The following is a 14,893-nucleotide window of genomic DNA, read 5'->3' as shown; positions in this document are numbered from 1 at the left end:
CTCTTCCCTGAACCTGCAAATCAACGCCTTCCTGACATGAGTGAACGATAGCGGCGATATATGCGTGTGGCCAAGGATAGGCCACGGTGCATCGCGCGTTGTTGTTCCAACAATCGCAGCGCGGTCTCGGCGTTGCAGAGCTGTTTTTCTTTGGGGGTGACGTAAGTGGGGTAGAGGATAAGCGTCCCTGCCACCAGCGCATCCAGGCTCAGCAAGCGTTGACGGCGACTGCAGGCTAGTCGGTCTTGGGTGAGGCCCCAGCCGGCGTAAAACGGCATGCCATAGGTGTGAACCGACACCCCTCGCAGAAGCCCTTCGAATCCCGTAAGCGAACACATGGTATGGACTTCATGGGCAACATCAAGCAAATCCGTGATATCGGCATCCGTCACTTCAAGGTCATAGAGTGGGAGGCCGTGATGACGGGGAGCGTCAGCGTCGATGCTGCCAACACGGGCACCGCTCACTACATCCGGGTGTGGCTTGTAAATAATGAAGGCACCGGGATTCGTGGCGCGAACCGCTGACAGCAGGGCCTGGTTGGTTTGAATGTCAGGTGATCCGTAAGCGATTGATGCATCGCTTTCGACCTGCCCTGGCACCAGGATAATGCGGGTTGCGCTAGGCAAGTCGGGAAGGGGGTGGCCGGAAAGGTTGTATTTTGAGACTCGGCTGGCAATCAGCCGCTGGCGAAGCCGTGCCGCTCTTTCCAGCAGGTGCGGGGAAAAATCGGCACCATTCAGGAGCTCTTCTAGATCGCTGGGCCGGCTGGCATCGTAGTAGATGCCTTGCGAGTCCAGCACTAAAGACAGCGGGGCGACCAGGTCGGCTCCCAGGCCTACCGAGCGGAGGAAACCGTCCTCCATGCGCCACATCGACAGCCCTTGCTGCTCGCAGTGGCGGCGATGAGCCTCCGACGCCTGGTGAGCCCAGATGAGCATGCGAGGTGCCGGTGACGCCTGGAGTCGCGGAAGGAGGCGTCTGCGCGAGAAGCGTACCTGTTTACGCGAGAAGTGCACCTTGGCATTGGGGCCCAGGAAGTCACCGATAAAGTTGCGTTTCCAGCCTGAGAACCCCAGGGCCCACCAGTCACCGCTGTGGCGAGTCCGTTGGCGTTTCTGGTCGGCGATCAGGTCGATCGTTTCTTCCAGGCTGCTGCTGTCACCGGTATAGGGGTTGGCATAGCGGCAGTAGCGAAGATAGGCGGCAGAAAAAACGGCCTCGAGCGAACGGGCACTTCCGCGCCGAGGGCAGTGCTGCCGGTCTTCTGTTAGCCCCCAGCCGGCGAAAAAGGGCATGCCATGGCAAACCACTCGTTTACCCGCCAACAGGGCCTCGAAACCGAGCTGACTGGTAACGACATGCACCGTATCTACGGCATCGAACAGAGCCCATGGATTAAGGTCATCAGCTATCAGCGTACAGCCCCTGGCCCTGGCGTCTTCAAGCAGGTGCCCGGTCTTCTTGCCGGCGATGACATCCGGGTGCACCTTGATGAGCACCTCGGCGTCCGGGGCCTCATCGATGGCCTGTGCCAGCATGTCGCGAAAGGTATCGTCGTTGGCAGCACCATAAGTGATCGAGGCGTCGCCTTGCGTCTGGTCGACCACCAGCACCCGGCGGCGGCCGCTGGTGGGCAATGCTCGGTCTGGTGCATGGTTGTACTTGGAGAGGCGGTGATGACGAATCAGCGCCATGCAGTGGCGGGCGCGCGCGAGTTCGGTCGCTGAAAATTCGCCATTGGCAATCATCGTTTCCAGGTCAGAAGGGTGTCGGGCGTCGTAGTAGATGCCCTGATGGTCAACGACCATGCTGTGTGGTGCATAGCCCCTGACACCCAGCCCCATCGAGCGTAGAAAGCCGTCTTCCAGCGCGATGTAAGGCACCTGTTGCCTGACTGCCAGTCGCCGAGCGCGATCGGCTGTCGCCTTTAGCCCCCAGCCGATGATGGCGTTGACTCTCTTGCGGGGAAGTCTGCTCAAGTCCTTGAATTCTTTGAACTCCGGCAAAAACGAGGCCAGAGACCCAATCCTACCGATGCCTCTTGATGTGAAGCCCGCGACCCTATGCTTGGCTGTCGCGATGCTTGGTTGGTGGGTGGGCATGTGATACGTCCTTGTTCACGACTGAACAGTAGCGACACTTGAGTCCCGTCAAGGCGCAAGCTAATACCAAAGAAGCACTATACTAACAATTTATGCGGCGACCATGTGTTATGCGGCGACCAAGTGTTATGCAGCGATCAGGTGTTATGTAACGACCGTGTGGCCGGTGCTCACGGCCAGCTATGGGCAGCGACTGCTCATTCCGTGACCCAGGCTGTGTCTGAAAAGTCGACGAGCGAAGGCCAGACAAGGCAAAAATCGGCGAAAGAGCGGAGTTTACGGGGTGTAAATGAGCATCTTGAGCCGATTTTTAACGCCGTATGGGCGAGCGCAGTACTTTTCAGACATTGCCTAGGCCCTGCACGAAACTACCTGCGCTCGACAATACGGTGTCTTCGCTCGCTGACTTTTCGTACCAACCTAGGGCCGGGCAAGATACAGCATTGTTATAAGCTTCGAAGCAGAGATTACTGGCTATTCTTCGCTTTAAACCTTAAATTTGGCTATAAGAAATTTTATTTCTTGCGTAAAATGGAATAAAACGGTTCATCGATTCGAGACGCTTGCCATGACCTCCGATCTACATCCCTCAACGCTTCCCCAATGTGGGGGTGATGCGTCGCTTGCTCGTCTGCGCGACTTTCCCCGCGGCCAGGTAGCGCTGGTGGGCGCGGGGCCGGGCGACCCGGAGCTGCTGACCCTAAAAGCACTCAAGCGGCTGCAGGCCGCCGAAGTGATTCTGCATGATCGCCTGGTCAGCGAGGAGATTCTGGCCATGGCCAATCCCCGTGCCCGTCGTCTCTACGTGGGCAAGGCGCGCTCGCAGCACAGTTTGCCGCAGGAAGGCATCAATCAGGCGCTGGTGGATTGGGCTCGTCAGGGCAAGCGGGTGGTGCGGCTCAAGGGGGGCGATCCCTTCATCTTCGGTCGCGGCGGCGAGGAGCTCGAGACTCTGGCGGCGGCGGGCATCGCTTTCGAGGTGATTCCCGGTATCACCGCAGCCTCAGGCTGCGCGGCTTATGGCGGCATTCCGCTGACCCATCGCGACCATGCGCAGTCGGTGCGTTTCGTTACCGGTCACCTCAAGAACGGCAGCTGTGATCTGGATTGGGCGACGCTGGCTCACCCTGGACAGACGCTGGTGTTCTACATGGGGCTTGGCAGCCTCGAGATCATTCGTGAGGCGCTGATGGCCCATGGCCTCGACGCCGAGACGCCGCTGGCGCTGATCGAGCAGGGCACCACGGCGCGTCAGCGCGTGCATGTCGGCAGTCTCGCCCAGCTGCCTGACGCCTTCCATGGCGACACCATCAAGCCGCCGACGCTGATCGTGGTCGGCAGCGTGGTGCGCCTGCATCAGACGCTTGCCTGGTTCGACGGCGAACGGTCGGCCAGCCGTGGTTGGGAAGACGGCAAGCACCCAACTCCCCTCAAGGCGTCTGACAGTGCCTAAAAATACCGGTTCTCTGCCCTTTTATTCTTACGCCGCGCTGGTGCTGCTGGCCTTGCTGTTGGCCGGCTGTGCCGGCCAAGGTGCTCGCGACGATACCCCGGTCGGGGGCGCTGGTACTGCCGGCAGCGAGATCGGCATGGCGTCCTATTACGCGGACCGCTATCACGGGCGCACCACCGCCAGCGGAGAGCGCTTCGATCAGCAGGCCCTGACGGCTGCCCATCGCACCCTGGCATTCGGCACTCGGGTGCGTGTCACACGTCTCGATAATGGGCGGGAGGTGACGGTGCGTATCAACGATCGCGGCCCCTTCGTTCGCGGTCGGATCATCGACCTTTCCAAGCGGGCTGCGCGTCAGCTGGGCATGGTGCGAGATGGCACGGTCAAGGTGCGCCTGAGCGTGCTGCGTTAGTCCCATCGTTATGAATCTCGTGGGCTGTGGCGCTCTGATAAGACGGCGCGCCTGATTCAGCAGCCTTGTTGGCCGCCCCTTCGGGGGCGGACTGCCAGCGACGAAACTCTCGCTGCCAGCGCGCCAGCAGCGCCCGCCGCTTGAGATCATCCAGCGTTGCCAGCAGGGCTGGGCTCAGACGGATGGGGCGCAGGGCGTCACCGAGACGAGCCTTCAAGGCATTGGCGGTGCCCGGACCTTTAAGCGATGGGTGGACGGCCCCCAGCGCCGTGCGTTCGGCAATGACGCGCTGGCCGTGCTCGCTGATCAGGTAATCGAGAAAGCGCTGCGCGGTGACCGGGTGCCGCGCACGTTTGGGTATCAGTGCCAGGCGTTGGGTGACCAGCGCATAGTCTTTCGGAATGACCATCTCGAGGGCCGGGTCGTCGGCCACCACATTCTGGGCATAGCTGCCCAGCAGGTTATAACCCAACCAGTATTTTCCCTCCTTGAGTCCCTGGAGCATGGCGCCGGTGGTCTCTTCAAGCACCGCTTCGGTGGCGCCCAGTGCCGCGACCAGTTCCCAGTAGCGGGGCGACAGTCTTGCCTCCTCGACGGCATAGCTGTAGCCCGCACCGCTCTTTTCAGGATCATAGGTCACGACCCGTCCACGCAGCGCTTCGCCGTGTTGTTCAAGCAGGTCAAGCAGTTCGGCATGACTTTGCGGCGCACCGAAGCGCTCGGCCAGCTCGCGCCGGTAGACCATCACGATAGGTTCGAAGGTCACCGCGAACAGCTCATGTCGCCAGCGAGCCCAGTTTGGCCAGGCGTCGGCGCGGGCGCCAGTCAGTGGTTGGGCATGGCCGTCGTTGGCGAGTCGGTACTGCCAGGGCATGGCCGAGGAAATCAGTACATCGGCGCTGGGCGTCTGAGCCGCCAGGAAGCGATGGTTGAGTTCCAGGGTGGTCAGGTTGCGATAGGTCAGGGAAATGAAAGGGAAGCGCCGGTGAAAGTCCTCGAGCAAGGGTCGGACCTGGGGAATATCCAGAGCCCCATGAACCGTCAGTTGCTCGAGAGGCTGGGTGGCAGAGGCCGTACCTGGGAAGCGCAGCGTTTCCTCGGCCCAGGAAGGCGTGGCAGCAAGCAGCAGCCCAAATGTCAGCAGCCAAAGTGTCAGCAGCCCAGGTTTCAGCAGGTCAGATTTCAGTACTCCAGGTTTCAGTAGACCAGGCTTTAGCAGGGTCAGGACCAGGCGCCTCGCCGCTGCCCTTGGCGATGGACCGGACAGGTTCATGCGCGATCTCCCGTAAAATGGACGGCGACTCTGAGGCCCGTGTCGTCGGCCTTCGACTCCAGAGTCAGGCGAGCCTTGTGACCCCGGGCAATGCCATCGACGATGGCGAGGCCCAGCCCCGATCCTTCGCCGCCATCGCGTCCTCGATAGAAGGGGCGTAATACCAGCAGGCGTTGATCCTTGGCGATGCCGGGTCCGTCATCCTCGACGGCCAGGGTCGGCGGGTGGTCGGTGACCCGCACGGTAATGCGCTGCGCGCCATAACGGCGGGCGTTGTCTATCAGGTTGGTTAGCGCCTCCTCGAGCTGCCAGGCCACGCCGTCGATCATCAGCGGCGTCTCGTCGGCGTCGACGCCAAGGTCGATGCCATCCCGGTGGCAGCTCGCCCAGGCGTCTCGGGTGGCGCGCCGAGCCAGCGCATTGAGATCCAGTGGGGCAAGGTCCGGCGTGGCCTCCGGGTTGTCGAGGCGGGTCAGCGACAGCAGCTGGCCGGCCAGGCGTGCGGTACTGGCGCTGGTGGTCCGCATGGCTTCCAGGGCGCCGCGCCAGGCGGCGGGGTCATCCTGGCGCAGCGCCAGCTCGGCGCGAGTCGAGAGCCCGGCCAGGGGCGTGCGCAGCTGATGCGAGGCGTCGCCGATAAAGCGTTCCTGATTGGCACGCACCCGGCGCATTCGTGCCAGCAGGTCGTTGACGGTCTCGCGCAGCTCGGCGAGTTCGCGGGGCAGGGGGAGTTCCAGGGGAGCCAGGGTGCGCGGGTCACGGCTGCGGATGGCGCTGCGTAGCCGTGTCAGCGGGGCCAGGGCCGAGCGAATCGCCAGCAGCAGGGCGGCGATGGCCAGTGCCGCCATGGCACCGATATAGGCCAGATTACCGCGCAATAGGCTGAGGGTCAGTGCCTCCCGGCCTTCTCGCGTATGGGCAACGCGGATCTCGAAGCGCTCCTGCAGGCTCCAGTCTTCGAGTCGGCTGCGGCGGGTGCCCTGGCGCAAGGCAAGCGAGTGCCATTCGATGTCGCGATAGAGCAGGGTATCGCCACGCGAGCCATTCTGGGGGCTGCCCTGAAGCGTGTCCTGGAGAGTGTCCTGGAGTGAGCCTTGCAGGTTGCCATGGCCCTGATCGGGGCGCTCATCGCTAGGCAGCCGAGCATTACCGGTGATGAAGTTGCCTTCACCATCGTAGAGCGCATAGAAGACGCGCTCTTCGGCATCGGTGGCCAGCATTTCCAGCGCGGCCGGAGGCAGGTCCAGCCACAGCTGATCGTCTTGCCACTGCACGCGGTCGGCGATCGCGAGGGTTGCGGCCTCAAGCAAGCGGTCAAAGGCACGGTCGGCCGTATGGCGCGCGTCCAGATAGGCCTGCACCAGCATCAGGGCACCCAGACCCAGCAGTGGCAGCAAAAGCCAGGTCAGCAGCCTGCGGTAGAGGCTGGCCGGTCGCCTCATGGCGCCTCCAGCAGGTAACCCAGGCCGCGCACGGTGCGCAGGCTCACATCGCTGTCTTTCAGGCGCTGCCGCAGACGGTGGATATACACCTCGATGGCATTGTCACCCATGGCCTCGCCGGCGAAGGCATCCTCGGCGAGGCGGGCCTTATCGACCGGCGTTCCGGCATGGCGCATCAGGCAGGCCAGCAGCCGCTGTTCGCGCGGGGGCAGGGCAAGCGCGGCGTCGTCGAGGCTGAAGCGCTGGGTCTCGGGGTCGAAACTCAGCGTGCCGACGCGCAGTGCCTGATGCCGGCCACGACGGCGAAGCAGCGCACGAACCCTGGCTTCTAGCTCGTCGAGTGCAAAGGGCTTGGCGAGGTAGTCATCGGCGCCGAGATCCAGGCCGCGCACTCGGTCCTCGATGGCCCCCCGGGCAGTGATGATCAGCACCGGGGTGTCGCTGTCGTGGCGTCGCAACGCAGCCAGCACCTCAAGACCGCTGGCGCCCGGCAGGTTCAAGTCGAGCAGCACCAGGTCGGCCACGTGGCCGGGCTGAGATAAAAGGGCCAGGGCCTGGTCGCCATCATCCAGTGTGGTGACCGTCAAGTGCTCGAGGCGCATGGCATCGCTCAGGGTTTCGGCGAGCAGCGGGTCGTCCTCGATCAGCAGCAGCTTCATGATGTGCCTCCTTGATGCTGGACGGTCGGTGAGGCGAGCTCGCGCCTTGCCGCCTCCAGCAGTGCCTCACCCTGCGTGCCCTTGAGACGCCCACTGGGGCCGGACAGCGACAGCCACAGGTCGCCCGCGGCTGCATCCGCCTCGGACAAGGCGACGCACAGCATGAATCCGCCACTCAGTGGTTGGGCGGGCGCGTCGGCGTTGTCGATGGTCCAGCGATCGCCGGGGTTCAGCTCATGGCGCAGGCTGGTGTCTGGCAGGCTGGTCAGGCGGCAGTTGACCATCCCCTGGACGACCTCGAGCAGGGCGGCGGTCTCACCGCTCTGCTGACAGAGCTGATCCAGCACCGGCTGGACGCGAGCGGCCAGCCCGCGACCGGGGCGATGGCGTCTGCCTAGCCGCAAGGGCGTGGGGCCTAGCGAGAAGCGGCCGTCTGCCCCTCGCGTGACATAGCCAAAGCGCTCGAGAGAGGCGAGCAGGCGTAGCAAGGTGCTCTTGTAGAAACCGGTGGCCTCGGCCAGGTCGGCCAGAGTGAATGCTTCTTTCGGTGCATCGAAGACCTCGAGGATCTTGAGCGCCCGTTCCACGGCTTCGACGCGTTGTTCTGCCATGTCTCGTTTTGCCTCGCTGCTATAGGTCTCGCCCATGCAACTTTGGTCGCGTTTGGGCGTAATGGCGTTGACGCACCAGGTTGGGGCGCCTAACTTTCCATTCCAAGGAACGATGTTCTGCCTTACAGAATTGTAAGGTGGCTGACAGCTTCCGACAAGCCCTGAATGCAACAGACCGGAAATGGCGTCTTTTGAAAGCGTCGCTTTGGCAAGAGCCGTTTTGGCAAGAGCCGTTTTGGCAAGAGTCGCTTTTAAGGAAGTTGCGTTTAGACAAGTTGCTGCCGATGCACGCCAACGCATCACCATCTACGGTATCCAGCATGCCCGCGTTGCGGGCCGGATGACCCAGCGAGGCCAATAACAATGTTGATGAAACGCATGTTCCCGAAACACCTGTCGATGAAGACACCCCTTACGCTGATGACCGCAGCGGCGCTGACCCTGAGCGCTACCGTTACCCAGGCCTTCGAGCCGGAAGGCAAGGTCGAGTGCCTGGCGCCGGCCGACCCGGGCGGCGGCTGGGACTTCACCTGCCGCAGTGTCGGCAAGGTGCTCGAAGATCTCGAACTGGTGCCGCGCAGTGTGCAGACCATCAACATGGCCGGCGCTGGTGGTGGCGTGGCCTTCGCCCATACCGTCAGCAAGCGGGCCGGCGATGAGCAGTTGCTGGTGGCCGCATCCACCGCTACCACCACGCGCCTGGCTCAGGGCCAATTTCCGGGCATGAATGCCGACATGGTCAACTGGATCGGGGCGCTGGGTGCCGACTATGGCGTCATTGCCGTGGCCAACGACTCGGATTATGACGACTTGCCCGAGCTGATGGATGCCGTCAAGGAAGACCCGCGCAGCGTCAAGTTCGCCGGTGGCAGCGCCAAGGGCGGTTGGGACCACCTGAAGGTATTGATCGCCGCCCAGAAGGCCGGCATCGAAAACCTGCCGCGCATTCCCTATCTGTCTTATAACAATGGCGGCGAGGCCATGACCCAGGTGGTCGGCGGTCACGTGGATGCCTTCACCGGTGATATCACCGAGGCACAGGGCTTCATGGAATCCGGCGATCTGCGCGTGCTGGCGGTGCTGTCCGAGGAACGCCTGCCGGGCAAGTTCAGCGACATTCCTACCGCTCGCGAGCAGGGTATCGACGCCATCGGCCCCAATTGGCGCGGCTTCTATATGCCGGCCGATATTTCCGATGACGCCAAACAGTACTGGCTCGATGCCATGGACACCGTCTATGAAAGCGAGGAATGGAAGAAAGTCATGACCCAGAACGGTCTGATGCCCTTCCATATGAGTGCCGATAAGTTCGAGAACTTCGTGCACTCTCAGATCCAGTCAATCGAAGACCTGTCCAAAGATATCGGGCTGATTAAGTAATGACTTTCAACGACCGCATCTTCGGGGTCCTGATGATCGTCCTGGCCGTCGCGTACGGCTGGGGCGCTACTCAGTTCCCGGAACCCTTCGGAGGCGGGGCCGAAGCCGTTGGCCCCGAGACCTTTCCCCTACTGCTCGCCGTGGTGCTGACGCTTTCGAGCCTGTACATGATCGTGCGTCCCGATCCGGACAATGCCTGGCCCTGGAGCCGCACCGGCGTTGAACTTGTGATCGCGGTGGTGGTGTTGGTGCTCTACGCCATGTTGCTGCAGCCGCTGGGCTTCATTCCCAGCACACTGCTGGCGGTCGGCACCCTGTGCTGGCGCATGGGAGCATCCCCGGGCAAGGCCTACCTGACCGGTGGCATTGCCGGCGTGGTGGTCTTCCTGCTCTTCAACTTCGCACTCGACCTGGCGTTGCCGCTGGGCCTGCTCGAATTCCTGGAGGCAACCTAATGGAAACGTTGGGCTTCCTGATGGACGGTTTCGGCGTCGCGCTGCAACCGCATAACCTGATGTTCGCACTGATGGGGGCCTTCCTGGGGACCCTGATCGGGGCACTGCCGGGGCTTGGTCCCGCCAATGGCGTGGCGATCCTGATTCCGCTGGCCTTTACCCTGGGACTGGCGCCTGAAACCGCCATGATCATGCTGACCTCGGTCTATGCCGGGGCCATGTACGGCGGGCGTATTTCGTCGATCCTTTTGAACATTCCCGGCGATGAGCCGGCGATGATGACCTGCCTGGATGGCTACCCGATGGCCCAGAAGGGCAAGGCCGCCGAGGCATTGGCGATCTCTGCCGTGGCGTCCTTCGTGGGCGGCCTGGTCGCCACCGTGGGCCTGATACTGCTGGCGCCGCTGCTGGCCGATTTCGCCCTGACCTTCGGGCCGGCGGAGTATTTCGCACTCTTCCTGCTGGCCTTCGCTACCCTGGGTGGTATCACCGGCAAGAACCCCATGAAGACCGTGGTCGCGGCCTGTATCGGCCTGATGATCGCCACCGTGGGCATCGATTCGACCGGGACCCAGCGCTACACCTTTAGCGTGTTGGAGCTTTACGAGGGTGTCGACTTCATCATTGCCATCGTCGGTCTGTTCGCGATCTCCGAGCTGATGTTCTTCATCGAGGAGAAGGCCGGCGGCGGCAAGGAGAAGATGACCGTCAACAAGCTGTCGCTCTCCTGGGCCGATATCCGTGGCATCATGCCCTCGAGCATTCGCGGTGGCATCCTCGGCTTTATCGCAGGGGTGCTTCCCGGCGCCGGTGCGTCGCTCGGCAGTTTCATCGGCTACACCCTCGAGAAGAAGGTGGTAGGCAAGAAGGGCTACTTCGGCGAGGGCGATCCGCGCGGTGTGGCAGGCCCCGAGGCCGGCAACAACGGCGCTTCCAGCGGTGCGCTGGTGCCAATGCTGACCCTGGGCGTGCCGGGCAGTGGCACCACTGCGGTGCTGTTGGCCTTGCTGATCTCGCTCAACATCACCCCGGGTCCGCTGATGTTCACCCAGAACGCGGATATCGTCTGGGGTGTAATCGCGGCGCTGCTGATCGGCAACTTCCTACTGTTGCTGCTCAACATTCCGCTGGTCGGCATCTTCGTCAAGCTGCTCTCGGTTCCCCCGATGTATCTGCTGCCGATCGTGACCATGGTGGCCTTCGTCGGCATCTACTCCATCAGCAACACTACCTTCGATCTCTACTTCATGGTGGCCTTCGGGGTCTTCGGCTATGTGCTGCGCAAGCTGGAGATTCCGCTGGTGCCGATCATCCTGGGCCTGCTGCTGGGGCCGGAGATGGAGAAGAACCTGCGCCATGCCATGGAAATCTCCGATGGCGACTGGATGGTGTTGTGGGATAGCGGTCTGGCCATCGGCCTGTGGGTCGTTGCTGGTTTGGGGCTGATTCTGCCCTATATCGTCGGCCCGCTGCTGCGCCGGCGCATGCAGGCCGGTGGGGCGCAGTCGGACTGACATCGGTAGTTTTCACCCGAGACATTTCACCCGTACATTTCACCCGTACATTTTATTCGTACATTTTAGTCCTACATCGTATCGAGCAACTGCATCACCTTTTTGGGGCATCGGCCAACTGGCCGGTGCCCTTTTTTATGCTGGGTTGATCATATTGATGCACGCTGCCGCTGCCTGTAGCGCTTTGTATAACTCTTTGTCTGCTTTGATGTATACAGCTGCACCAATAAGGCGCATTACCGATATCGAAATGACCAAAAGAGGGCAAGTAATGGGCGCTGGCGCAGGTGAGGGCGGCGATCAAGGAGGCAGAGAGGTCGTTGAGTTCTCTATAACACAATGATTCCCAATGATTATCGGGGCTTGCTGATGTGTTGGCACGGCCCTTGCGATGTGTTTGGGCCGGCCGCTGAACGACCGGCAGCGTCGCTGGATATTGCCGAATAACGACTTTCAATAACGGCTCTCAATAACGGCTCTCAAGAACAACCTTAAACAACAACGTTCAAGAACAGCCTTCAATAACAAGACATAAGCAAGGAGATCCATGTGAACACTTCGACCCCTTTCTATCGTTGGCTGGCTGCGGCCCTGCTCTCTGCGGGCGTGACCCTGCCGGCACAGGCACAGGAAGACCCGATCAAGGTCGGCATCCTGCACTCACTCTCCGGCACCATGGCGATCAGCGAGTCCACTCTCAAGGACACCATGCTGATGTTGATCGAGCAGCAGAACGCGGCGGGCGGCCTGCTGGGACGTCAGCTTGAGCCGGTGGTGGTGGACCCGGCTTCCAACTGGCCGCTGTTCGCCGAGAAAGCCCGTGAGCTGCTGGCGCAGGAAAAGGTCGATGTGATCTTCGGTAACTGGACCTCAGTGTCTCGCAAGTCGGTGCTGCCGGTGGTCGAAGAGCTCAATGGCCTACTGTTCTATCCGGTGCAGTACGAGGGCGAAGAGTCTTCCGAGAACGTCTTCTATACCGGTGCAGCGCCCAATCAGCAGGCCATTCCTGCGGTGAATTACCTGATGAACAACGTCGGCGTGGAGCGCTGGGTGCTGGCCGGCACCGACTATGTCTATCCGCGGACGACTAACAAGATCCTCGAGGCCTATCTGAAGGGCCATGGCGTCGCCGACGAGGACATCATGATCAACTACACGCCGTTCGGGCATTCGGACTGGCAGAACATCGTCTCCGATATCAAGCGTTTCGGCAGCGAAGGCAAGAAGACGGCGGTGGTCTCGACCATCAATGGCGACGCCAACGTGCCGTTCTATCGTGAGCTCGGCAACCAAGGCATCGATGCCGCCGATATTCCGGTAGTGGCCTTCTCGGTGGGTGAGCAGGAGCTGTCGGGCATTGATACCGCGCCGCTGGTGGGCCATCTGGCCGCCTGGAACTACTTCATGAGCGTCGATAACGATGCCAACTACGACTTCATCGATGCTTGGATCGACTATACCGGTGATGAGATGTCCGTCACCAATGATCCCATGGAAGCGCATTACATCGGCTTCAACATGTGGCTCGAGGCCGTGCGCAAGGCGGGTACCCCAGACGTGGATGCGGTCAAGGACGCCATCATCGGCGTGACCGTGCCCAACCTGACCGGCGGTTACGCGGCGATGATGCCCAATCACCACATCACCAAGCCGGTCCTGATCGGCGAGATTCAGGATAACGGCCAGTTCTCGGTAGTTTGGGAAACGCCGTCGACGGTGGCAGGCGATGCCTGGTCGGACTATCTGGAAGGCTCCCGCGATCTGATCAGCGACTGGCGCAAGCCCATGGAGTGTGGCAACTACAACGTGGTCGAGGCTAGCTGCGGCGGCGGCGTCGAGGCGCAATAAGCCTCGAACAGACCAGGTTCGACGGCTTGATGTCGGACCTGGCCTGCCGCGCACGTTTCCAGAGAGGTTGCATCGCGGCTTCATATAGCGACTTTCCGTCGCGTTTTTCATTGCGATTCCAAAGGACATGCCCATGAGGATCACCCGATGCCTCACGCTGTGGCTGCTGCTGTGTGCACTGATGCTTGCACTGCTAGGTAGCGCACAGGCGCAGCAGGATGACCCCGGCAAGCCGTTGCTCGAAGCACTTGCCAGTGCCTCCTATGCCGCCAAGAGCGATGCCATTGACGCTATCGTTGCCAGCGGTGATTCCCGCAGCCGTGCCTGGCTTGAAGCCCTCAACGACGGCAAGCTGCAACAGAACAAACAGACCGGTCAGTTCGTGGTGGTGTTGGCCAATCGCGGCCGGAACTGGCCGGTGGAAGATGCCTTGAGCGGTGAGCCGCTCGGCGAGATGTCCCGACGCGAGCTGGACCGTATCGGCATCAATAACGCCCTACGTGGCCAGCTGCGCAGCACCCTGGCGGTGCTCGATCTCTATGTCGATAACCCTGACGCTCGCCTGCAGGCGGCCAACGACCTGCTCGGTCAGGTCGATGCGGGCATGGTGGCGCCGCTCGAGGCGGTGCGGGACCAGGAGCCTAGTGAGGCAGTGCAGGAGCGGCTGACCGAGGCGCTGGCCATTTATCGGCTCGAGCAGGGCGACGCCCAGGCTATCGAGGCCCTGAGCGGCAGCCTGCATCCCGAGGCGCGAGCCGCCCTCAACGGAGCCGCTGCCAGTGACGATCCCGCCCTTGCCGCCCAGGCCAAGAAGGCACTGGACGGCATCGAGCAGACCCTCAAGATCAATCGTGGCTTTGAGACGCTGTACTTCGGCCTGAGCCTCGGCTCGGTGCTGGTGCTGGCGGCGATTGGCCTGGCCATTACCTTTGGCGTGATGGGCGTGATCAACATGGCCCACGGCGAGTTGATCATGCTCGGCGCCTATACCTCCTGGGGAATGCAGCAGCTGCTGCCGGGTCAGCCGGGCCTGGCGGTGATCCTGTCGATCCCGGCCGGTTTCCTGGTCGCAGGCTTGGCGGGAGTCGCCATCGAGCGCTGCGTGATCCAGTTCCTCAAGGGGCGTCCGCTGGAGACCCTGCTTGCTACCTTCGGCGTCAGCCTGATCCTCCAGCAGCTGGTGCGCACCCTGGTGTCGCCCCTCAACCGCACGGTGATTACCCCTGAGTGGATGAGCGGCTCGCTGGTGATCAACGATGCACTGTCGCTGACCCTCAACCGCCTCTATGTACTCGGCTTCGCGCTGCTGGTGTTCGCGGGGCTGATGCTGGTCATGCGCCGCACCAGGCTCGGGCTCGAGGTGCGCGCGGTCACTCAGAATCGCGCCATGGCGCGGTCCATGGGCATTCGCGCGACCCGCGTCGATATGCTCACCTTCGGCCTCGGTGCCGGGGTGGCCGGGCTTGCCGGCGTGGCGCTGGCTCAGCTGACCAACGTCGGCCCCAACCTCGGCCAGAGCTACATCATCGATTCGTTCATGGTGGTGGTGTTCGGCGGCGTCGGCAACCTGTGGGGCACCCTGGTGGCCGGCATGTCGCTTGGGGTGATCAACCAGGTGCTGGAGCCATGGGCCGGCGCTGTGCTGGCCAAGATCATCGTGCTGGTGTTCATCATCCTGTTCATTCAGAAACGGCCTCGCGGACTCTTTCCGCAGAAGGGCCGGGCGGCGGAGGGCTGATTC

12 protein-coding genes are annotated in these 14,893 nt (G+C 62.1%); 7 read left to right on the top strand and 5 right to left on the bottom strand.

Annotated features, from left to right (window positions below):
• Positions 1 to 20: 20 nt before the first annotated feature.
• Entirely contained in the window at positions 21 to 1,982 is a 1,962-nt protein-coding gene (locus HUS66_RS13300; protein ID WP_340162762.1) for a capsular polysaccharide biosynthesis protein, read from the bottom strand.
• A gap of 691 nt (positions 1,983 to 2,673) precedes the next feature.
• Here HUS66_RS13300 and cobA point away from each other — a divergent pair.
• The gene (cobA, locus tag HUS66_RS13295) at positions 2,674 to 3,558 is read left to right on the top strand and encodes a uroporphyrinogen-III C-methyltransferase (RefSeq protein ID WP_175071379.1); all 885 of its coding nucleotides are present in this window, start codon (positions 2,674 to 2,676) and stop codon (positions 3,556 to 3,558) included.
• Entirely contained in the window at positions 3,551 to 3,970 is a 420-nt protein-coding gene (locus HUS66_RS13290) for a septal ring lytic transglycosylase RlpA family protein (RefSeq protein WP_425340089.1), read from the top strand. Before cobA ends, HUS66_RS13290 begins: the two co-directional genes overlap by 8 nt.
• On the opposite strand, the gene HUS66_RS13285 is transcribed toward HUS66_RS13290, so the two are convergent.
• The 4 genes from HUS66_RS13285 to HUS66_RS13270 are packed head-to-tail and all read right to left on the bottom strand — an operon-like array spanning position 3,942 to position 7,955.
• The gene (locus HUS66_RS13285; protein ID WP_175071378.1) at positions 3,942 to 5,243 is read right to left on the bottom strand and encodes an ABC transporter substrate-binding protein; all 1,302 of its coding nucleotides are present in this window, start codon (positions 5,241 to 5,243) and stop codon (positions 3,942 to 3,944) included. The two genes, HUS66_RS13290 and HUS66_RS13285, sit on opposite strands and share 29 nt — an antisense overlap.
• Positions 5,240 to 6,685, bottom strand: coding sequence for a sensor histidine kinase (locus HUS66_RS13280; RefSeq protein WP_175071377.1), 1,446 nt, complete (start codon positions 6,683 to 6,685; stop codon positions 5,240 to 5,242). Before HUS66_RS13280 ends, HUS66_RS13285 begins: the two co-directional genes overlap by 4 nt.
• Entirely contained in the window at positions 6,682 to 7,344 is a 663-nt protein-coding gene (locus HUS66_RS13275; RefSeq protein ID WP_175071376.1) for a response regulator transcription factor, read from the bottom strand. The genes HUS66_RS13280 and HUS66_RS13275 overlap by 4 nt, the downstream gene beginning before the upstream one ends.
• Positions 7,341 to 7,955, bottom strand: coding sequence for a helix-turn-helix domain-containing protein (locus tag HUS66_RS13270; RefSeq protein ID WP_175071375.1), 615 nt, complete (start codon positions 7,953 to 7,955; stop codon positions 7,341 to 7,343). Before HUS66_RS13270 ends, HUS66_RS13275 begins: the two co-directional genes overlap by 4 nt.
• A gap of 378 nt (positions 7,956 to 8,333) precedes the next feature.
• Here HUS66_RS13270 and HUS66_RS13265 point away from each other — a divergent pair, with 378 nt between their 5' ends.
• The 5 genes from HUS66_RS13265 (at position 8,334) to urtB (ending at position 14,890) form a co-directional block, all read left to right on the top strand.
• Entirely contained in the window at positions 8,334 to 9,335 is a 1,002-nt protein-coding gene (locus HUS66_RS13265; protein ID WP_425340088.1) for a Bug family tripartite tricarboxylate transporter substrate binding protein, read from the top strand.
• A complete protein-coding gene (locus tag HUS66_RS13260; RefSeq protein WP_175071374.1) occupies positions 9,335 to 9,790 on the top strand; it encodes a tripartite tricarboxylate transporter TctB family protein in 456 nt (151 codons plus the stop codon). Before HUS66_RS13265 ends, HUS66_RS13260 begins: the two co-directional genes overlap by 1 nt.
• Positions 9,790 to 11,304, top strand: a complete 1,515-nt coding sequence (locus HUS66_RS13255) for a tripartite tricarboxylate transporter permease (protein WP_175071373.1) — start codon at positions 9,790 to 9,792, stop codon at positions 11,302 to 11,304. The genes HUS66_RS13260 and HUS66_RS13255 overlap by 1 nt, the downstream gene beginning before the upstream one ends.
• Before the next feature lie 579 nt (positions 11,305 to 11,883).
• Positions 11,884 to 13,152 carry an urea ABC transporter substrate-binding protein gene (gene urtA, locus HUS66_RS13250; RefSeq protein WP_217488027.1) on the top strand — a complete coding sequence of 423 codons (1,269 nt, stop codon included), beginning with the start codon at positions 11,884 to 11,886 and terminating at the stop codon, positions 13,150 to 13,152.
• A gap of 133 nt (positions 13,153 to 13,285) precedes the next feature.
• Positions 13,286 to 14,890 (top strand): urea ABC transporter permease subunit UrtB, encoded by a 1,605-nt coding sequence (urtB, locus tag HUS66_RS13245; RefSeq protein ID WP_217488018.1) that lies wholly within the window; start codon positions 13,286 to 13,288, stop codon positions 14,888 to 14,890.
• Positions 14,891 to 14,893 lie beyond the last annotated feature (3 nt).

The sequence above is a fragment of the Onishia taeanensis genome (assembly GCF_013349955.1).
GTDB lineage: Bacteria > Pseudomonadota > Gammaproteobacteria > Pseudomonadales > Halomonadaceae > Onishia > Onishia taeanensis_B.
Note: the sequence above shows the minus strand (reverse complement) of the source record. Positions and strands in the feature narration are given on the sequence as shown.